Consider the following 19,925-nt stretch of genomic DNA (forward strand, 5'->3'; position numbering starts at 1 on the left):
ATGAAATCAAAAAAATTAATAGTAACATTAGCTATGGCCATTTCAATAGGGTTAGGTGTGACTGCTTATGCAGCAAATGCAGAAGCAACAAATAATACTACTACTTGTACTCAGCAAAGAGTTGGACTTTCTAAAGTTACAGGGGTTAAAGGCTACAATTATGGAGAATCAGTATTAAAGGATAAACTTGGTATGACAGATAATGAAATCTCAACAGGTTTTAATTCAGGAAAGACAATATATGATATGGCAAAGGAAAAAGGAATGGCAGAAGCTGATTTTAAGAAAGCTTTACTTGAAGAAAAAAGCAATGCTATCGATGAAGCTGTTTCTGCTGGAAATATAACAAAAGCTGAAGGTGACTCAATGAAAGCAAAGATAGAAAGTAATTCACAAAACTGCATAGGAATACCGGGTAGTAAAAAAGGTTCTATGTCAAAATCTAATTCTAGATGTTTAGCAAATTCATAATTTATATACTTAGTAATTATTGACATATAAATTCAATAAAGATATTATATATATAAAAGGCATATGCCAATAACTAAAATTCATATGCTAATTTATTATATATTAATGGAGGTTCTTTATGAAAATTGCATTACCATCACGTAATAATAATATCGATGATCATTTTGGTCATTGTGAATATTTCACTGTCTTTACAGTTAACACAGAAACTAAGGAAATAACAGCTTCTGAAACAGTTCAGTCACCATCAGGTTGTGGCTGCAAATCAAATATAGCATCAACTCTTTCTAACATGGGTGTCAAAGTTATGCTTGCAGGCAATATGGGTGAAGGTGCTGTAAGAGTACTTAATAATTCAGGAATAGAAGTATTGAGGGGCTGTTCTGGGGATGTAAAGGCTGTAGCCTTAAAATGGCTTGAAGGCTCTATTAAAGATTCTGGTGATTTCTGTCATGCTCATGAGCACGGATGTCATAATGAATAAACTTTTATAATATTTAAGTATAATTAATGAAAAAAAGAGGAGACATTTTATTTAGTCTCCTCTTTTAAATAATTACAAATTATTACTTGTCTTACACCACTTCTTGCAAAATTGTTTTTTCTTGCTACACATTACTTTTTGTGAACCACAACTAGGACAAATTGTCCTGTCTTGGTCATAATTTATTTCGTAAGTTTCTCCGCAATCTAAACAATTAAACTTGCAATGATTTGTAGTGTAATTTCCACCATTTATATTAATTGCCTTCCCTTCTGTTAATGCAATAGCAACTTTTTTCCTTGCGCTATCGATTATGTTTTGAAAGGTTTGTCTTGATACTTGCATCTTTTCTGCACATTCTTCTTGATTTAATTCCTCTATATCTTTAAGCCTCATAGCTTCAAGTTCTTCAACCTTTAGAATAATTTCTTCTAGTTCACATTTTGGCTTTCCCCAGGGTACAAAATAATTATCTTCTGGAAAAAATTCAACTCTTCTAAACTTTATTGGTCTAGCCATCCTTATCCTCCTTGCATTCACTACATGTTTAAAGTTACCATTAATATCTATTATACTATTACATTTAAAATAAATCTTCAGGAGGTTTGAGTATTTCTTTTTATTCTAGATTATTTCTATTGAGTTACCTGTATTGTTATAAATAAACTCTTTTCTAAATTCATGTTTAAGTTTATATATGGCATTTTCTCCTGTACAATGTGACAATCTTAGAAGAGATATGCTATTTTCTTTGAAAAATTCCATGGTTTTATTTAATCTTAATTCATCTGCTTCTATTAAATGACTTCCTCCAACAACGCAATAAATAGGCATTCCTGTCCTTTTCATTATTGTTTTAAGTATATTTACAATTCCAATATGAGAACATCCAAGTATAACAACTAACCCCTTTTCGTATTTAACTCCTAAAGAAATTTCATCTGAAAAATCGTCTAAAATATACCCCTCATTTTTCTTTATAAAAAACTTTTCATTAAGAGTTTCAAACTCAGTGCTTCTCTCAAAATTAGTAAATACCATTAACTCATCAGTAATTTTAAAGATATCTTCAGTAACATATTTTACAGCTATATTGTTTTTAACTATAAATTCCTCACTAAAGGAATTCCCGTTGAATTTATAGCCTTCTTCTATTAACTTATATTTTTCATTAAAAAATCCATTTCCAACTATGAGTTTAAAATTTTTTTTTGAATATTTGGTAAATTCTCTAAAGCCTCCACTATGATCATAATGACCATGACTTAATATTACGTAATCTAAATTATTAATATCTTTATTTAGCTTTTCTGCATTTTTAATAAAATCTCCACTTTGCCCTGTATCAAATAAGATTTTTTTATCCTCAAATTCTATAAATAAAGCAAGTCCATGTTCATTAACTAAAGTATCATTATTATCTTGCTGGTTCTCTATAAGAGTCGTTATTTTTATGCTCATATAATTCTCTCCTTGTTATAATAATAAATTTAAACATTTCATTATAAGCATATGATAATTATAACAAATTGACTTATACTTTTTTGATTTAATTTAGATAATATCTCTTATATAGTTATTTTCACTATCTCTACTAATTTTATTTTACATTACATATTACCATATATGTAATGTATGTTGTATAAAAAGACTAACAGATGCAATACTTATCCAACAACAAAGTCCCATAATAATTGGTTTTCTACCAGTTTTAATTAATTTCACAATATTAGTATTTAGTCCGATTGCTACCATAGCCATTGTAATAAAGAATTTACCTGCTTCAGTTAATGGTTTTGTAATGCTGCTACTCATATTAAATACCGTACTTATAATAGCAGCTAACAAAAAAAATAAGATAAACCATGGGAATATTTTTGATAATTTGACTGTAGTAGTGGAATTTTTTTTAGAACGATATAAGGCAAGTATTAATGTGATTGGAATTATTGCAAGGGTTCGTGTAAGCTTAACAATTGTAGCATAATGTAGTGCTATATCACTTCCATGAGCGCTTGACCATGTTTGTCCAGCAGCAACTACAGAAGAAGTATCATTTATAGCAGTTCCAGCCCACATTCCAAAGTCTATATCATTGAAGCCTAATAAATCCCCCAAGACTGGGAACAAAAATGCAGCTATTACATTAAATAAGAAGATTACAGAAATTGACTTAGCAACATCCTCATCCTTTGCATCAATAACTGGAGCAGTAGCAGCAATGGCTGATCCACCGCATATAGACGAGCCAGCCCCTACTAAAATAGATATGTTTGATGGGATTTTCATTAATTTACTTACTACATATGAAACAATCAGCGAAGTTGATATTGTTGAAATTATAATTAATAATGACTGGCTCCCTACTTTAAATATTTGAAAAAAATTCATTCCAAATCCTAGTAAAATAATTGCGTATTGAAGTATCTTTTTTGACGTAAATTTAATTCCACTTTCAAAAGAATTTTTACGTGGGAAAAGTGCTATTATCAAACCTAATAAAATTCCAAATACCGGACCTCCTATAATTGTAAATTTTTCTCCAAATAACGCGGCAATTATAGCAATTAATAAACAAAATAGTAAACCTTGATAATTCTTTTTAATAAACTCCATAATATTCCTCTTTTCTTAAACTTTTCTTCAAGGAGTATATTATCACAAGAGAACCATAACTAAAAATTATTTATTTTTATATAATCATAAAAATATGTTATGCTTAATTGATGGAGGAATATGTATGTTGGATTTTAGAATAAATACATTTTTAACTGTATGTAATTACATGAATTTTACCAAAGCTGCGGAAGCTCTATGTATTACACAGCCAGCGGTATCGCAGCATATTAAATATTTAGAAAAGAGTTATGATACTAAATTCTTTGAATATGAAGGCAGAAAAATAACCCTTACTAAGCAAGGAAAAATATTTTATGATGCTGTTGCCACAATGAAGCATGATGAGCAATATTTAAAAGAAAAAATTATTCAAGAAAAATCAGGTGTAAAGAACCTTAAATTTGGAGCAACTCTCACAATTGGAGAATTTATATTGCCACCAAAACTATGTGATTACTTAAACAGGAATAATAATATGAATATTACTATAATTGTAGAAAATACCAAAGAGCTTCTTTATAAGTTAGAACATGGCGAAATTGATTTTGCACTAGTAGAAGGATATTTTGCAAAAAATGAATATGATTTTGCTGTATATTCAAGTGAAAAGTATATTTGCGTTTCAGGAAAAGGCTACCAATTAAAAAAGCAACCACGTGTATTAGAAGATTTACTTCAAGAAACATTGATTATAAGAGAAAAAGGGTCAGGCACACGAGATATTTTTGAAAAGAACTTAGAAAAACAAAACCTTACTTTAAAGGATTTTAGCAAAGTTATTGAGCTAGGGAATATTAATGCAATAAAATATTTAGTTAAAAATAATAATGGAATTACTTCTCTATATGAAGCTGCAGTTAAAGATGAGCTGGAAAATGGATCTTTAAAAAAAATAGAAATTGAGGATTTGCAGAAAAATCATGATTTTTATTTTATATGGAGAAAAAATAGCGCCTTTAAAAATATCTACCAAAAATTAGTTGAAGAATTTTAAAGAAAATACCTTGGACTACTCATATAATAAAATCTCCAACATCTTATATAATGTTGGAGATTTTCATTATAATTATTTCACTGTAAGTAATGCGTTCTTTACCTTTGGAACTACATAGTGACTTCCACCTTTATCCTTTGCATTTTCAACCATTTCTACTACAAGCATGTTGCTAGTTTTGTTAGTAGTCATAGCTGCAAACCAACCAATTTCAGTTCCTGTTTTATCATCTTGCGATGCCTTAACTTCTGCTGTTCCTGTTTTACCAGCTATAGTAGCACCTGGTATTTGTGCCTCATGGCCTGTACCATTAGGATTTGCAACTACCTGAATCATATCATTTAATATGGTAGTTGTAGATTCCTTAGAGACTACATTTGATTTCCACATCTCTCCTGTTGGATTATCCTTATATAATAAATATGGTTTAACCATGCTTCCGCTATTTGCAAACATAGAATACATAGAAGCTAAATGTACAGGATTTACAAGAATTTCTCCTTGACCATATCCACTATCTGCAAGTTGTACATCAGTTTTTATGTTTCCATCTGTTGCATATTGTGAATTAGTTAATCCAAATTCAAAAGGCATATCTTCACTAAAACCAAAGCTTTTAAGTTTTTCTGCGAATTTATCTTTTCCTATATCTAATGCAGCTTGAGCAAAATAGATATTATCAGAATAAATCATAGCATTTTGAAGGTTTGAACCTCCTCCATACTCAGATACTCTTGTAACAGAATAACTTCCCCAGCTATTATCCTTCTTCCAAGATAAACCGCTGATTTTTTTATCTGCTTCTGGATCTAATGTTTTTGTATCAAGTCCTATAGCGCCAGTTATAGGTTTAAATGTTGATCCTGGAGCTACCGTACTCTTAAACCTATTATATAAAGGTTTATTAGGATCGTTATTTAAACTATTCCATTTATCATTTGACATACCTAGTACGAAGTCATTAGGATCGTATCCAGGAGCACTTACAAGGGCTAATACTTCTCCTGTATTTGGATTCATAGCAACTGAAGCACCTTTGTCTTGAGATAAATCTGTATATAATGAACTTTGAAGGCTACTATCTATAGTTAATTTTATGTCTTTACCGTTTTCCACTTCTTTAGAAAGTACGCTGCTTACTTTACTACCCTTGCTATCAACTATAAGAATTTCTTCTCCATCATTACTTCTTAGGGTGTCTTCATAAAGTTTTTCGAGTCCTGCTTTTCCTATAAGGGAATTTTGATTATAATGTTTATCTTTATTTTGCTCTAATTCATCAGCATTTATAGCTTGTACATAACCAGTTAAATGAGCAGCTTGTGCTCCTAATGGATATATTCTTGAATCTTTATCATTAAGCAAAATCCCAGGAATTTGTAATAATGAAGCTTTTCTAGGATCATCCTTTGACATAAGCTTAAGTGGTACAAAGGTATCACTCTTTACATATGATGCACTTAACTTAGAATTTATATCATCTGCTGTCATTTGAAGAATTGATGCTATTTTATTTACAGCGTCTGCTTTATTTGCTAGCTTTCCAGGTACAATACCTACGTTAAAAACTTTACCGTCAGTAGCTAAGATTTTACCATTTCTATCTAGTATGCTACCTCTTTTTCCTTTTGTAGGATTAGTATTTACCTTATAATCATTTTGAAGTTCTGGAAGAATAGCTTTTGAATCCCAAACTATTTTATAATCCTTCCCGTCATCCTTTTTCAGTTCTATAGAGTTTGAAAAATCAAGTTCTCCAGCTATAGTATTCATAGAGGTATCGTAATTTATAGTAGCTTCACTACTACTTTTCTTAATATCTCCTACTTTAACTTTTATATCACTTGCATCTATCCCGTTATATATGTTTTTATTTCTAGAAACAAAATCCTCTTGAGATATATTGCTATCCTTAGAAATTAAGTTATACATACCTTCGTAATCTTTGTCATTTAAGAGACTTACATACTTTTCTAGTACATCACTTGGCTTACTTGAATTATTAATTACATAATAAATTCCTCCACCAATTAATGATACAACTACTATACCGCTGCCTATTATAGCTGCTAATAATCCTTTTTTCATTAATTCACCTACTTTTCATCTTGTAATTTATAATTAAAATTGCATTACATTTCCATTATACTATGTATTTAGATGAAATTCATAGTATTAAATTATTAAGAAAAAAAATTCTAAGATTTATCTCTTAGAATTTTGTAGATCCTTATAATGTTTCAATTATTAAAGTTGACCATTCAGTATCATCATTTTGAATCCACTTAAAGTTTACTTCTATTTTATTTAACCAAGCACTTAGTCCACTGCTTTCTTTTGATGCATTAGGTAATTGTCTTCCATAAATATCTTTAATATCTTCTAGTAACTTTTTTTGTTCGTCTTTACCTAAACTTTCACCTAAAAATGTTGAAACAAGATTTCTTGCTTCTATATAACTTTTTCCATCTTCAAAATAAAGTTCATCAGCAAGGGCTTGCCTTTCTCTATTTAAAAATTCTCTTACCTCATCGATTTCAGCATGATTTGATAAGTACTTTTTTGAAATCTTTAATGCTTCTATTTCTTTATCCATCTTTTTCACTTGTTTCTCTAATTGTAAATGTCTCATCTATTAACCTACTTTACTCATATTATTTTGTCTTTTTATTACTATTAGCTTATTATATCATAAATATAGTTTTTTAATGCATACGAAAATATTTAAACTTTTTATTTTAATCTCTATCTCTATACGAATAAATACTTCCTAGGAAAATAGTTATACATATTATACTTGTTGCAGAAATAACTATTGCAATAAGTTTTGCTAGAATAGATAAAGGGATAATATCTCCAAAGCCTATGGTAGTAAAGGTAACTACGGTATAGTAAAAAAGATCAAAATAACTAGGATTATTTGAAAATCCATTTTGTAAAGAGCTAGCCAAACATACTCCAAGAAATAAGTTTAGCACAATCATTATAACAACTATACCAACTATTAATGATACCTTAATAAAACTTTTTTCATCATATGGAGAAATCTTTACCTTTCCTGGATTTCTCATAATATTTAAAAGTATTTTTAAATTTAAAATATAACATATGAAAACTCCAATAAATCCACTAATTACATATTTACTTACTTGCGAAGGATATGCTAAAGTTGCTGCTAAAAAGGTACTGGTTATAAAATAGCTTAGTAAAAAATCCCCTTTCATACTGTTATCTTTTGAGCTTGCCATAAAATTATTTAAATTATTGCTTATTATTAAGATAAATCCAAAAAGGTAATGCACAAGCAAACAGCAATTAATTATAAGTATAAGTTTAATATACAAGCTTAGCTGTAGGTTTACATATTTAATAAGAATAATATAAACTGATACAAAGCTAAAGAACTCTGAAAGACAAATTATAATACATTGACTTATTCTCATAAAGAGATCCTTTTCTAAAAATAAATCTAGATAGTTCTTATTTATCTTTTTAATAGCTAGGAAAATGGAGTTAATACAGTTACCTATGCTTCTTCCGCTTCCTAAAATTAATATAATAATAGCTAAAACTGTTATCAATGTTATTATATCCTCACCTCTAAGTATATAATTCTTTACAACTATAATAATATGTATTAAATGTTATATTAATAACTTCTAAAAAAAATAAGGCTTTATCACTAAAAATTAATCATATATCTCTAAATAAAAAAGACACATAAAAATGTGTCCTTTGGTTTATCTAGTATTTAAATCTAACAGCAAATAAGTATATTATGGTTTATAAACTAAGGTAGTTAACATTCCACCAGGTCCATCAGTAAAGTTGTTAGACATATGATGTGAAATATGGCAGTGAAAAGGCCATATACCTGGATTGTCAGCTTTAAATAGAACATCCCAAGTTTCCCCAGTAGCAACTAGTATTGTATTTTTAAAAACTCTATTCATATCATTTATAGGATTACCATCAGCTTTTTCAACTAAAAATTGATGCCCATGAATATGCATAGGATGATGATTAGTTTGTATAGCGCCTAATCTTAAACGTACCATATCATCATATTCAATAGACATAGGTGTAGTATATGGAAAACTCTTGCCATTTATAGTGAACATGTTGAAGTCCATTGTAAAAGGATTTAAGTTGTATTGTCCATGTTCTATCTTTTTTCCTTTTTCTAAGCCATCAAGACCCCATTCTTGCATTAGTAGTAAATAGTCTTTATTAATATCTTTTTCATGGGGATCTAGAATTACAAAGCCACCTAATAACCCTAGCATATCTTGCTTTGCTACATTAACATGAGAATGATACATATGAGTTCCAGGTGGATTAGTTATTCTAAAGTGATAATCAAAATAATGCCCTGGTTCAATTCTAGGTGAAGGTTCCACATCTGGCACTCCATCCATTACATTAGGAACGTTAAGTCCATGCCAATGAATACTTGTATCTTCTGGGAGGTGATTAATTACTCTTATACAGACATAATCTCCTGGATAAACTTGAATAGTTGGTCCTGGTATACTTCCATTGTACCCCCAGCCTCTAATGGAGACACCTGGAAGTATTTCTTGATTTACAGGTTCTGCTATTAATTCGAAAAATTTAATACAATTTCTAGTAGTATATTTAAGTGTAGGAATATCTGGTGTAATAACCATAAAGACACCTCATTGAATTATATATTGTTTAAATAATAAATAATATTACATTATATTCAGAGCTCTCTTATTATGCCACCAAACAATATATTTTTGTGTAAAATTTACTTGTTTTAGATGCATTATGGTGTCTAGTATTTATCTCAAATTGTTCTTATTTATTCTACAACTTTATAATTAAATTTGGGTGGTCCACTAAAACAGTAATATAAAAATAAATTATCATCTATCTTTTCAATATTACATTTAATATCATCTACATAAATTTCTTTATAATTATTATTCGTACCAGTAAAAAAGCCATAAAGAATTCCTTTTTTATCTGGGTCTTTTGAACTTGTTAATCTGCTCCAGCTGGATGTAAAATTATATTTATTTGAATTTGATTGTATAAATATATAATTATCTAATTGATCGATATTTGCTCCCAATAAAAAATCCTCTACACTCCATCCCTTAAGAAATTTGTTTCTTGTTATTACTAAATTTAATTGATTGTATGGAGTTTTATTGACAAACATAACCTTATCTTTATTTAAATTTATTTTTTTTAAGGTTTCCAAATTCTTTAAATTATCTATACTTTTTGAATTAGTCCTACTAAAGGATTGTTCAGGTGACCAATTGTGGGTAATTCCTATAATTAATGCCAATAATATTAATAATGATAAACTAAAAATTAAAATAATCTTCTTTCTCATATAAACCTCCCTTTTGGAAAATATAACTAAATAATAACATGGGAGTATATATAAGTAAATTAATGGATTATATAGTTAATAGCCAAAGAACACTAATATATTTAAAACAATATTTTTTAAATCAATATATTTTTGTGGAAGATTTTCTTTTGCACCAAGCATTTGTAGTGGGTTTACTAAATCTCGAAGCTTGCTTAACCCATACCAATTAGATGGCAAGACTCTATTAGAAGAGCTATTATATGCTTTTTCAAACATTTCAATTTGCCTTTGATTAAAACTATTCTCATATCGAAAAAACTGTCCTATATCTCCTAAGCTATGGCCAAAACCCGAAAATTCCCAATCAACAATCCAAATACGATTATTTTTATCAATTATCATATTTGCAGGATGAAAATCTGAGTGAATGAAACTTATATACTTATCAATTTCATATAAATCTCTTTTTTTATCTGCTATAAGTGTCTTAACTCTTTCTTTTATTTCTTTTCCAATACGTTCAGTAACAATTTCTTTTTCAAGGAACAAGTCATACCATGTTAGAAAAGGTGGATAATCATCATGAAATTCATCTTTATTTAAAATATTACAGTTATGTATATATGAAGCACTTTCAGCAACTTCAACTATAATTCTATCTTCAAGCTTGCCTTTTTGTATAAGCATTTCTTGCATAGAATTACCATTCACATATTCATATATTAAACATATTCTTTGTGTAATGTTATTTTCAGATACAAAAAGCAATTTAGGAACATTTATATAGCCGTAAAATAACTCGCTAATAAATCTTTCCTTTTTATAACTAATATCCTTTAATGGGCATACTCTTAACAAAAAATATCCCTTATTTGTATGTATCTTATAATTACTATTTCTACATCCAACATATATTGGAGTATAATTTAATATTTCAAAATTCTTATCATATTCTGTGAATATAGCTGTTATTTCTTTAATGCTCAAATTATAAAAAGGTATCGAGCGTTCCCATACATTATCCATCCTATCCTCCACTTAAATGTTAAATCCAGTACCTACATTCCTGAATTACCAATTGTTCTTCCAGCAATATATAAAATCAATATTATCTACATTATTTTTAATTATTATCTTCAGGAAATACAATTCCACTTTTATTCCTTGCAATTGTTTGAGCTTCACTTACTATTAAGCTGTGTTCTAACATTTTATAACACTTTTCCAAATCATTATTTTTAATCATCTCTATAAATTCAATGAACTCATTAACCATACGATGATCATAATTGTTTTCATTAATTAAAGAGCTAGTTCCATCATTCATTAATAACTCAAATCCTTTACAAACATTAGTTGGAGTATCTTGATATATGCATCCTTTATCCCCTTGAATATTATTTGCAATAGGAGCCTTACAATCTTTTGCTCCAATACAAACACATTTAAATGTTTCATAATCTAATATTAATACTCCTGATGTATCTATTCCTCTTTCTATATTAGGATAATATTCAACATTTTTAGGTTTTCCAAATAAACCAACTATATAATGAATGTTGTAAATATTCAAATCCATTAATGCTCCACCAGAAAAATTAGGATCAAATGCAGGCAGTACATTACCTTCCTTAAAACTATTATATCTACTAGAATACTGAGAATAATTACATTGAACAATTTTTATATTTCCCAAGGCTGGAAGCAGTTCCTTAATCTTTTTATAATTAGGGAGATATTGATTAGTGATTGCCTCAAATATAAATAAGTTTCTTTGTTTAGCTAAATCCTTTAATATTGATGCTTCTTTATAATTTGATGTTATAGGTTTTTCAATAATAACATTTTTATTTGCCACTAATGCCTTTTTAGCAAACTCAAAATGCAGATTATTAGGTAATGCAATATAAACAGTATCTACATCACTATTAAGCAGTTCGTCATAATCATAATAAATATCCATAATTTTATATTTATTCTTCAATTCATTCATTTTCTCTTCAGCACTTTTTCTTCCATAGATAGCTGCTAACTCTAAATCCTTTAAATAGGAAGTAATAGTTAGGAACTCCTGAACGATCATTCCAGATCCAATAATGCCTAGTTTCATGTTAATACCTCCATTACATATAAATTGTACTATCAGATGGAGTTACAACTTTAATTTTCAAACCATCCTGTATTTCTTTACTTATAAGCTCAATTAAAGAAGCTATAGTTCTTCCTGCTCCTAAACCAATTACAGTATTATTTTTTATATATTCCATAGCTTTTTCAGCACATAATTTTCTTAAATCCTCTTCATTCACCTTATCTTAAGCCTCCATATTAGCTACTTATTTTAAATCTTTTATTCCAGCTTCTAATATTTCCATTTGCAATAATACTTGTTCATCAGTAATAGTTTTACTTTTACCATTTATAATTGTTTCGTATAAATCATCATATACACGGCCATAATCACCAGAGACAGACTTCACCTTTTCTTCGTGTATGTCGCCTTCTTCATCCATATATGTAAGTACCCCATAATGATCAAATGTATCAATACCAAAATCCTTGTTTTGAGGCATATAGAATAATTTTAAATGCTCTTCTTGGCGGTCCTTTGTCTTCTTTAGAAAACATCCTTTTTTACCATATACAACAAAGCTTGGTCTTTCCTTGATTCTAAAATAACTGGATTTTACTGATACCTTTAATTTTCCATAATATAAATCCAAATCGAAGTAATCATTCATTTTGCCTGTGCCTAATAATTGCCTTACATCATAATGGATATTATCTGGTTTGCCAAAATAACTAATTACTTGATCCAAGGTATGACACCCGTGACCATATAAATATGATGAGTGAGGATCAAAACTAGTACTAGCTTCAGGTACTTCTGGTCTATAATAATCAAAATGCATTTCTAATTCTAGTAATTCACCTAATTTTCCCTCTTTGATAACTTTTTGAACTGTTAAAAAATCACTATCAAAGCGTCTATTTTGGTAAGGTTGAACTATTAATCCTTTTTCTTTTGCCAAAGCAAAGATTTCTTTTGCCTGCTTAGAATCTTCCATAAATGGCTTTTCAACTAGACAATGTTTATTGTGTTCTAACACCATTTTTGCATATTCATAATGACTATTATGAAGTGTACAAATCACTATCAATTGTATTTCTTCGTCATTTAATAGCTCATCTAAGTTAGAAGTATAATTTACTCTATCGATTCTATCCCAATTTTCATTTTTAGGATTCCTTTGATAAATAGTCTTTACCTTTATATTTTTTCTTTGCACCACAAATGGAAGATGATATCTATTAGTACTTTTACCATTTCCAATATAACCTATTGTAAGCATAGCTACCTCCTAAAAATATAATTCTGTGTGTACTTATCTCTAAGCTTTGGTTTTATTATAATCATTCTAAATTTTTTCCACAAACTAAAATATTTCACCTCAAAGGGTGAAATACTTTATGATGATTCGCTTTTATAACCATCAAGATATTCAGCTATCATATCCATGTCATTTTGCTCCACTTCAGGACTTATTCTAATAAAAGGAATATTAGTAATATCCGCTATTGTTGAGGTGGTTATTATAAAATCTACCTTTTTAAGATTCTCCTCATTTTCATACATAAATTCTTGATAATCATAAAACCTGCATACCTCTATTTTTTCTCCAAAATAATTTTTAATTTTATCATTAATAAAACTTAATATAGACTCATCATAATCACAAACAATTATAGTATTTAATTTATATCTACCTATCCCACACATGGTTACTAAGTGAATAGTTATATAAGCTAAATCAATAAGTCCTATATTCAAATTTAGTTTCTTCTTAATAATATGTATAATTTCAGTGGCCATTTTAAATTCTGTTTTATAGGTTTTAACAACTTTTTTATCTATGGTATTTGATATACAATGTCTATATTTCAAACGATTTATCATTGGAGCTACATATAAAATTAACTTATATTTATTATCTGGATTAACCCTTAAATCTATTTTAAAGTTTTTATATAAAATGTTTAAAAACTCATCTACTATATAAACAACTTCTTCTGTTTGAATATTTTTAATATCTGTTCCATGAAGGAATTGCTTTGATTTAAAATACTGCTGTAAATTGAGCCATTCTGTTTCTGATAATCTTTCCTCTAATATCTTTTCTACTTTTTCTCGTATAGCAATGATTACAGGCATAAGTTCACCGTTTATATCATCTGAATCATTTAAATTAAATCCTAATTTCTGACGATTAACTGCAACTAATATTTCATAACATAAAAGTTGGGCGCTATGGCCTGATAAATAATAATTATGCTTTTTAGTTTCAGCACTTACCACATGATAAATATCTCTAGCTAATGTAATAACATCTTTCCCTTCAAATAAATAACTCCAATATTTCGAAACAGTACTTATATTAATCCGTTTTGCTAAAACCCAACTGATAATATTTCTTTTTTCCTTTTCATCTGCCCTAAGTGTAATTCCTTCATTTAAAGAATAACTTATTCCCAATTTCAACTCTTTCTTTAACCACTTATTCATAAAAGCAATATCATTATTTACAGTAGCTGTAGATACATATAAACTTTCTGCCAATTCTTCTACATAAATATATTTTTTAGTAGTTAATTTTAGCAGTATGTACATTTGCCTATCTATGGGCAAACTTGGTGCTTCTATTATATACTCATAATCTAAAACTTTTCTTATAAGATCATTTTTCTTCAAAATCTCTTTATTTCTTTTAGTTAGGAAGTAACCTTTTTTTATACTAGAATCTATTTCTGTATCGTATTCTTTTAATAAATTGTTGATTTCTTTGATATCTTTTCTTATTGTCCTAATTGTTACATTGCAAAGCCTTGCCAGTTCATTACCTGTAATGTATTCTTCTGTATTAAAAATTAAATTTAAAATATCTCGACGTCTTCGATTCAAATTTATGGTCACCTACCTTATATCGTTAGCTTTCAATTGCCAATTGTTCTTCCGGCAATATATAAAATTAATTTTGCTTCTTCTTCTGGTGGTTTCAAACAATCTGAGAAAATCCATTCTTTAAGAAGTCTTACTGTTCCATACTGTACAAAGGAAGCGATTGCGTTCTTTTCATCCAAATCAAGATCCTCTGGTAGATGTTTAATGACCATCCCATCAAACTGTGGAAGTGAGATTTTGATGTGGGTGATTAGGTCATAATTACCTTGATCTAGCACAAGTTTTGCAAATTCAAGATTGTCTTTTATATATTGTAGAACCCGGGTCAGACATTCAAAGAAATTTTTGCCTGCTCTAATATCATTTATAACGGCAAATGAAGTATTTTCTATGTACATTTCAGCAATTTCATTTAATACATCATATTGACTTCCATAGTGATTATAGAAGGTAGTACGATTAATTCCTGCAATTTGACATAATTCTCGTATTGATATTTTTTTTATATTATGTATCTTTAACATTTCTAATAAAGCCTCACGGATCAAGCGTTTTGTTAACATGACCCTCTGATTGGTATTATTTTTTTCTGACATAACTCCTCCATTGAATTCGACACTTTTAAATCATCTGTCGGTTGCAAAATCAACAGGTGTTGATATTATTATAGAGTACTTATGAAATAAGTCAATGAAAAGGAGATTGGAAAATGAAGAAAAAATCAAAAAAAATATTAAAAATAATCATTGCATGCATTATGTTCGTGATAATACTTATTTCTGGTTATGAAATCAAAGAAAATATGAGAATTAATAAAATCGTGAACTCACACAAAACGGAGCAAAACATAAAAGAAAACGATGTTGTAAGAAATAGTGATGAGAAGGATTCTAAACATATTGTGACTGGAGTTCAACAGATTATGATAGGAACAATGTGTAATAGTTATGATAATGCTTTACAGACATTACTTGATATTAAAAACGCAGGTTATGAAGGAATCGAATTAAATGATTTTATGATCCACAAGTCTTCTATTCTGGTAAAACTAATGACAAAGTTCTCAGGAATGTCTATTGGCAACGGTGGCGAGCTTGATTGGCCAAAGCTCATAGAAGAAAGTGGACTAAAGGTTACAAGTCTCCACAGTGATTTGGCAAGCATTGAGAAAGATCCTAAAGCTATAGCTGATGAAGCTAAAAGTTTTGGAACAGATACTGTAGTTATTACTGGTATGTACAAATTTGATTATAGTAGTTTAGAGGAAGTGGACAAACTTGCCCAAGGTCTGAATCAGGCAGGAAAGGCTCTTTCGGAGGAAGGAATACATCTTTTGTATCATAATCATAATTGCGAATTACAAAAGGAAGCCAATGGAAAAACAGCTTACGATGTTATAATTGAAGAAACAGATGCTGAATATGTGAACTTCGAGTTTGACAGCTTTTGGATGACAGATGGTGGTGCTAATGTTACAGCCTTAATGGAAAAGCTAGGTAATAGGATAAAACTATGGCATATTAATGATCGTGGTTGCACTAAATCAGGTCCATATATGACGCCAATACTTGAAGAAAATGCTACAGAATTAGGAAATGGAAATATGGATCTAGATACGCTCTCAGAAATAGCTATAAAAAATGGAGTAAAGGGTGTTATATTAGAAACTCATAAGAATTGGGTAGATAAAGATCCAATTAAGAGTCTACAGGTTAGTGGAGAATACATGCAGAAGAAGTTTGGTGACAAATAACGTTATTTTGTAAATGCTCCACCCTCCATTTAAATGTTAAAAAGGCCTTTTTAACTAACAAAATTTAATGTTAGCGAAAAAGGCCCAAATAATTTTAATACTTATTGTAACTCATTATTTCAGTTACATCTTTTCTAATCTTTTTTCTTGGTTCCTTATTTTCATAGTAACCTAGAGATATTACTAAATGAACTTTTTTGCTTGATGGAATATTTAAAAGTTCCTTTATGGATTTTTCCTTAAACCAACCCATCATACAGGTTCCTAAATCTAAGGAAGCTGCAGCTAAACAAATATTTTCACAGGCTATTCCTATATCTAAAGAAGTAAAGTCTTGCTTTTTAATAACTTCTCCCATTTTAGACGTTAAGTTTCTCTTCTCCCCTACTACCACAATAAAAGCTGGCGAAGAGAGAGCAAATTTATTTATCCCACTTACTAAAGGATCATATAATTTTTTAGCTAGCTTAGAAACAATTTCTTTATCATCTACTACAACAAACTTCCAAGGTTGTGCGTTACATGCAGAAGGCGACATTCTGCCTGCCTCAATTATCTTTTCAATCTTTTCTCTTTCAACTGGTTTATCTATATATCCTCTAACACTTTCTCTTTTATATATCAATTCAAAAAAATCCATTACTGTCCTCCAAACACAAAGTTATTTTATACATTATATCATACTATTTATCTTTAGATATTAGATCTGTTTTTTTTAATTTTAAGGCAAGCTTTACAAATTCATACCACATCACTGAAGCTATGGATGCACCTATAACCAAAAGCATTTCTTTAAAACTTAAAGCTTCAAGGTTTAGAAATTTTGAAATAGGAGTATAAAGAATTATTCCAACCCCAAGAAGTATTGCTATATTTACTAGCCATAAAACCTTATCCTTACTTAATTTTTTAAAAGATTCATATACAAAGTCCTTATTGGAACTATTAACTTGAACTAGAAATATATTAGAAAGTATTATTATAGCTAATCCCATGGAACGTGCTACTGCTGCCCCTTCAGGATTATAACTTAAATACCCATAATAGATACCAAAGGAAGCAATAAAAATGACTAATCCTTGAATTAAGCTTTTTAGCAAAAGCCTTGGATTTATTATGCCTTCATTTTGGCTACGTGGATTACGTTTCATAATATCAGATTCTGATGGCTGTCTTTCAAGAACTATTGAACATGTTGGATCTATAATTAATTCTAAAAGAACAACATGTATTGGTAATAATAATAAAGAAGAAGAATCTATTTTTAGAAGAGGTGCAACTAGTGAAGCTAAAGCTATTGGTATATGAATTGTAAATATATAACCTACAGCTTTTCTTATATTGTCATATATTCTTCTGCCGTCTTTAACAGTATCCACTATAGTAGAAAAGTTATCATCTAAAAGTATTAAATCTGAGGCATCTCTTGATATCTCGGAGCCCCTTTTACCCATGGAAATACCTATATCTGCATATTTTAATGCAACAGCATCATTTACACCATCACCAGTCATAGCTACTACTTCTCCATTTTCTTGAAAGGCCTTTACTATCTTCATTTTATGCTCTGGAAGTACCCTTGAAAAAATACATACATCCTTTACTTTTTCTCTTAATGTACTATCATCCATAAGGGAAAGCTCATCACCAGTGATTATTTTATTTGAACAAATGCCAACTCTTTTTGCAATTGAAGCTGCAGTTAATCCATTATCTCCAGTAATCATAATAACTCTAATACCTGCAGATATACATTTATTAATGTCATCTTTTATATAATCCCTTGGAGGATCTATAAGCCCTATTAATCCTAGAAACTTTAGACTGCAATCTTCTAATTCAAGAGGAACTATTTCATTATCTTCAATGTCCTTTTTTCCTACCGCTATTACTCTAAGGCCTTTTGAAGATATTTCATATGCCTTTTTATTTATTTTATCTATTTCTTCCTTTTTGAGATTGCAAAGGTTAATTAACTTTTCAGAAGAACCTTTAGCACAAATTATTATTTTATTATCACGCTTCCAAACATGCCCCATCATTTTTCGTTTATTGGTAAAGGAATATTCATTAATAAGCTCACCACTAAACAGGTAGTCCTTTTTTATATCATTATCTTGGCAGTATTTAAGCATGGCTTTTTCCATAGGGTCATAAGGATTTGTTTCACATGCCATCCCCATAACTTTTAGCAAATTATCTTTATCTTCTTCAATAGACCAAATATGATCTACTTTCATATTATTTAATGTGATAGTGCCAGTTTTATCTACACAAAGTATGGATACAGCACCTAAAGTCTCTACTGAAGGAAGCTTTCGAACTAGAGATTGTTTCTTTGCTAGCCGCCATGCTCCCATTGATAAAAACACGGTCAAAACTACAGGGAATTCCTCTGGAATCATCGCCATTGCAAGGGTTATACCTGAAAGAATGCTTTCGATTAGCCTTTCTTTTAGTGGGGAATCAAAGAGATTTAAATACGTTATTGCTGCCACGATAAAACAAAGAACTATAGCTAATACAGAGCATATTTTTACAAGATATCTTGTTTGTTTTTCAAGTGGAGTTACAATATCTTTAGCTTCTGATATGCCATGCCCTATTTTCCCATATTCAGTAGCCATTCCTATTTTTTCTACCTTAACTACTCCACTCCCCTGAAGGACCAAGGTTCCAGCATAGCAGTGATCCTTTTTTAAATAATCCCCTTCATCTGTAGAATCAATGGATTTCCATATACCTTCAGCCTCTCCAGTTAAGGAAGATTCATCTATGAAAAGATCATTAGAAGAGATTAGCTTTCCATCAGCTGGCACTTTTATACCTTCTGTTATAATCATTAAATCTCCTGGAACTAAGTCTTCACTATTTATCATTTTTTCTTTATAATCTCTAATAACCTTAATATGAGGTGCAGATAATTTCCTTAAGGACTTTAAAGTTTTATCTGTCTTCCACTCTTGAACCACATCAATTAATATCATTCCAACTACAAATATTAGCATTACCGAACCATCAGTTGGTTCCCCCAGTAGGAAATAAATAATAGCCGACATTATTAGTAATAAAAACATAGGTTCTTTTAGTACATTAAGAAGCTTTAAAAGGAAATTCTCCTTTTTCTCTGGAATAAGTTGATTTTTACCATACTTATTTTGAGCTTTCTTAGCTTCCTCATTTGTTAGCCCCTGCAATTTCATTGTCTTTCTTTCAATTGTCATAATAAGTTACCTCCCTTTAATCCATAACAACTCTCTCTCTCTGTTATGAATAAATTTGTTTGATAGC

General features: G+C 29.4%; 20 protein-coding genes. 4 read left to right on the forward strand and 16 right to left on the reverse strand.

The window, feature by feature from the left end; genetic code table 11:
* Entirely contained in the window at nt 1-471 is a 471-nt protein-coding gene (locus H9661_RS09415) for a hypothetical protein (protein WP_191768445.1), read from the forward strand.
* 118 nt (nt 472-589) lie between these two features.
* Nucleotides 590-955, forward strand: a complete 366-nt coding sequence (locus tag H9661_RS09420) for a NifB/NifX family molybdenum-iron cluster-binding protein (protein WP_191768447.1) — start codon at nt 590-592, stop codon at nt 953-955.
* Between the two features lie 72 nt (nt 956-1,027).
* Here H9661_RS09420 and H9661_RS09425 read toward each other — a convergent pair whose 3' ends face one another.
* From H9661_RS09425 to H9661_RS09435, 3 genes are all read right to left on the reverse strand, one after another.
* Nucleotides 1,028-1,474 carry a DUF134 domain-containing protein gene (locus H9661_RS09425; RefSeq protein ID WP_143315158.1) on the reverse strand — a complete coding sequence of 149 codons (447 nt, stop codon included), beginning with the start codon at nt 1,472-1,474 and terminating at the stop codon, nt 1,028-1,030.
* A 105-nt stretch (nt 1,475-1,579) separates the two neighbouring features.
* Entirely contained in the window at nt 1,580-2,416 is an 837-nt protein-coding gene (locus H9661_RS09430; protein WP_191768449.1) for an MBL fold metallo-hydrolase, read from the reverse strand.
* Between the two features lie 156 nt (nt 2,417-2,572).
* Nucleotides 2,573-3,571 (reverse strand): YeiH family protein, encoded by a 999-nt coding sequence (locus H9661_RS09435; protein WP_191768452.1) that lies wholly within the window; start codon nt 3,569-3,571, stop codon nt 2,573-2,575.
* 124 nt (nt 3,572-3,695) lie between these two features.
* On the opposite strand from H9661_RS09435, the gene H9661_RS09440 reads away from it, so the two are divergent.
* Nucleotides 3,696-4,568: a LysR family transcriptional regulator gene (locus tag H9661_RS09440; protein ID WP_191768454.1), complete on the forward strand. Its 873-nt coding sequence runs from the start codon at nt 3,696-3,698 to the stop codon at nt 4,566-4,568.
* Nucleotides 4,569-4,640: 72 nt separating this feature from the next.
* Here H9661_RS09440 and H9661_RS09445 read toward each other — a convergent pair whose 3' ends face one another.
* The 11 genes from H9661_RS09445 to H9661_RS09495 all read right to left on the reverse strand — a co-directional run bounded on the left by H9661_RS09445 (nt 4,641) and on the right by H9661_RS09495 (nt 15,477).
* Nucleotides 4,641-6,656: a penicillin-binding transpeptidase domain-containing protein gene (locus H9661_RS09445; RefSeq protein ID WP_191768456.1), complete on the reverse strand. Its 2,016-nt coding sequence runs from the start codon at nt 6,654-6,656 to the stop codon at nt 4,641-4,643.
* A 142-nt stretch (nt 6,657-6,798) separates the two neighbouring features.
* Nucleotides 6,799-7,200 (reverse strand): hypothetical protein, encoded by a 402-nt coding sequence (locus tag H9661_RS09450; RefSeq protein ID WP_143315153.1) that lies wholly within the window; start codon nt 7,198-7,200, stop codon nt 6,799-6,801.
* A 106-nt stretch (nt 7,201-7,306) separates the two neighbouring features.
* Nucleotides 7,307-8,149 (reverse strand): potassium channel family protein, encoded by an 843-nt coding sequence (locus tag H9661_RS09455; RefSeq protein WP_191768458.1) that lies wholly within the window; start codon nt 8,147-8,149, stop codon nt 7,307-7,309.
* A 195-nt stretch (nt 8,150-8,344) separates the two neighbouring features.
* A complete protein-coding gene (locus H9661_RS09460) occupies nt 8,345-9,238 on the reverse strand; it encodes a multicopper oxidase family protein (protein WP_191768460.1) in 894 nt (297 codons plus the stop codon).
* Nucleotides 9,239-9,396: 158 nt separating this feature from the next.
* Nucleotides 9,397-9,939, reverse strand: coding sequence for a hypothetical protein (locus H9661_RS09465; RefSeq protein WP_143315151.1), 543 nt, complete (start codon nt 9,937-9,939; stop codon nt 9,397-9,399).
* 75 nt (nt 9,940-10,014) lie between these two features.
* Nucleotides 10,015-10,947, reverse strand: coding sequence for a phosphotransferase (locus H9661_RS09470; RefSeq protein WP_191768462.1), 933 nt, complete (start codon nt 10,945-10,947; stop codon nt 10,015-10,017).
* 97 nt (nt 10,948-11,044) lie between these two features.
* Entirely contained in the window at nt 11,045-12,031 is a 987-nt protein-coding gene (locus H9661_RS09475) for a Gfo/Idh/MocA family protein (RefSeq protein ID WP_143315149.1), read from the reverse strand.
* A 13-nt stretch (nt 12,032-12,044) separates the two neighbouring features.
* The gene (locus H9661_RS09480) at nt 12,045-12,230 is read right to left on the reverse strand and encodes a hypothetical protein (protein ID WP_243240377.1); all 186 of its coding nucleotides are present in this window, start codon (nt 12,228-12,230) and stop codon (nt 12,045-12,047) included.
* 27 nt (nt 12,231-12,257) lie between these two features.
* Entirely contained in the window at nt 12,258-13,274 is a 1,017-nt protein-coding gene (locus H9661_RS09485; protein ID WP_191768464.1) for an oxidoreductase, read from the reverse strand.
* 116 nt (nt 13,275-13,390) lie between these two features.
* The gene (locus H9661_RS09490) at nt 13,391-14,881 is read right to left on the reverse strand and encodes a BglG family transcription antiterminator (protein WP_191768466.1); all 1,491 of its coding nucleotides are present in this window, start codon (nt 14,879-14,881) and stop codon (nt 13,391-13,393) included.
* Nucleotides 14,882-14,913: 32 nt separating this feature from the next.
* Nucleotides 14,914-15,477 carry a TetR/AcrR family transcriptional regulator gene (locus H9661_RS09495; protein WP_191768468.1) on the reverse strand — a complete coding sequence of 188 codons (564 nt, stop codon included), beginning with the start codon at nt 15,475-15,477 and terminating at the stop codon, nt 14,914-14,916.
* 113 nt (nt 15,478-15,590) lie between these two features.
* On the opposite strand from H9661_RS09495, the gene H9661_RS09500 reads away from it, so the two are divergent.
* Nucleotides 15,591-16,634, forward strand: a complete 1,044-nt coding sequence (locus tag H9661_RS09500) for a sugar phosphate isomerase/epimerase family protein (RefSeq protein ID WP_243240379.1) — start codon at nt 15,591-15,593, stop codon at nt 16,632-16,634.
* Between the two features lie 94 nt (nt 16,635-16,728).
* On the opposite strand, the gene H9661_RS09505 is transcribed toward H9661_RS09500, so the two are convergent.
* Together H9661_RS09505 and H9661_RS09510 are read right to left on the reverse strand one after the other, a co-directional pair.
* A complete protein-coding gene (locus tag H9661_RS09505; protein WP_143315145.1) occupies nt 16,729-17,274 on the reverse strand; it encodes a nitroreductase family protein in 546 nt (181 codons plus the stop codon).
* 43 nt (nt 17,275-17,317) lie between these two features.
* Nucleotides 17,318-19,858: a cation-translocating P-type ATPase gene (locus H9661_RS09510; protein ID WP_143315144.1), complete on the reverse strand. Its 2,541-nt coding sequence runs from the start codon at nt 19,856-19,858 to the stop codon at nt 17,318-17,320.
* Between the last annotated feature and the right edge of the window lie 67 nt (nt 19,859-19,925).

Origin of the sequence: Clostridium cibarium (assembly GCF_014836335.1) — a bacterium.
Lineage (GTDB): Bacteria > Bacillota > Clostridia > Clostridiales > Clostridiaceae > Clostridium > Clostridium cibarium.

Coding starts and splice junctions, on each gene's coding strand:
- H9661_RS09415 (WP_191768445.1), top strand. CDS start 1: ATGAAATCAAAAAAATTAATAGTAACATTAGCTATGGCCATTTCAATA.
- H9661_RS09420 (WP_191768447.1), top strand. CDS start 590: ATGAAAATTGCATTACCATCACGTAATAATAATATCGATGATCATTTT.
- H9661_RS09425 (WP_143315158.1), bottom strand. CDS start 1,474: ATGGCTAGACCAATAAAGTTTAGAAGAGTTGAATTTTTTCCAGAAGAT.
- H9661_RS09430 (WP_191768449.1), bottom strand. CDS start 2,416: ATGAGCATAAAAATAACGACTCTTATAGAGAACCAGCAAGATAATAAT.
- H9661_RS09435 (WP_191768452.1), bottom strand. CDS start 3,571: ATGGAGTTTATTAAAAAGAATTATCAAGGTTTACTATTTTGTTTATTA.
- H9661_RS09440 (WP_191768454.1), top strand. CDS start 3,696: ATGTTGGATTTTAGAATAAATACATTTTTAACTGTATGTAATTACATG.
- H9661_RS09445 (WP_191768456.1), bottom strand. CDS start 6,656: ATGAAAAAAGGATTATTAGCAGCTATAATAGGCAGCGGTATAGTAGTT.
- H9661_RS09450 (WP_143315153.1), bottom strand. CDS start 7,200: ATGAGACATTTACAATTAGAGAAACAAGTGAAAAAGATGGATAAAGAA.
- H9661_RS09460 (WP_191768460.1), bottom strand. CDS start 9,238: ATGGTTATTACACCAGATATTCCTACACTTAAATATACTACTAGAAAT.
- H9661_RS09465 (WP_143315151.1), bottom strand. CDS start 9,939: ATGAGAAAGAAGATTATTTTAATTTTTAGTTTATCATTATTAATATTA.
- H9661_RS09470 (WP_191768462.1), bottom strand. CDS start 10,947: ATGGATAATGTATGGGAACGCTCGATACCTTTTTATAATTTGAGCATT.
- H9661_RS09475 (WP_143315149.1), bottom strand. CDS start 12,031: ATGAAACTAGGCATTATTGGATCTGGAATGATCGTTCAGGAGTTCCTA.
- H9661_RS09485 (WP_191768464.1), bottom strand. CDS start 13,274: ATGCTTACAATAGGTTATATTGGAAATGGTAAAAGTACTAATAGATAT.
- H9661_RS09495 (WP_191768468.1), bottom strand. CDS start 15,477: ATGTCAGAAAAAAATAATACCAATCAGAGGGTCATGTTAACAAAACGC.
- H9661_RS09500 (WP_243240379.1), top strand. CDS start 15,591: ATGAAGAAAAAATCAAAAAAAATATTAAAAATAATCATTGCATGCATT.
- H9661_RS09505 (WP_143315145.1), bottom strand. CDS start 17,274: ATGGATTTTTTTGAATTGATATATAAAAGAGAAAGTGTTAGAGGATAT.
- H9661_RS09510 (WP_143315144.1), bottom strand. CDS start 19,858: ATGACAATTGAAAGAAAGACAATGAAATTGCAGGGGCTAACAAATGAG.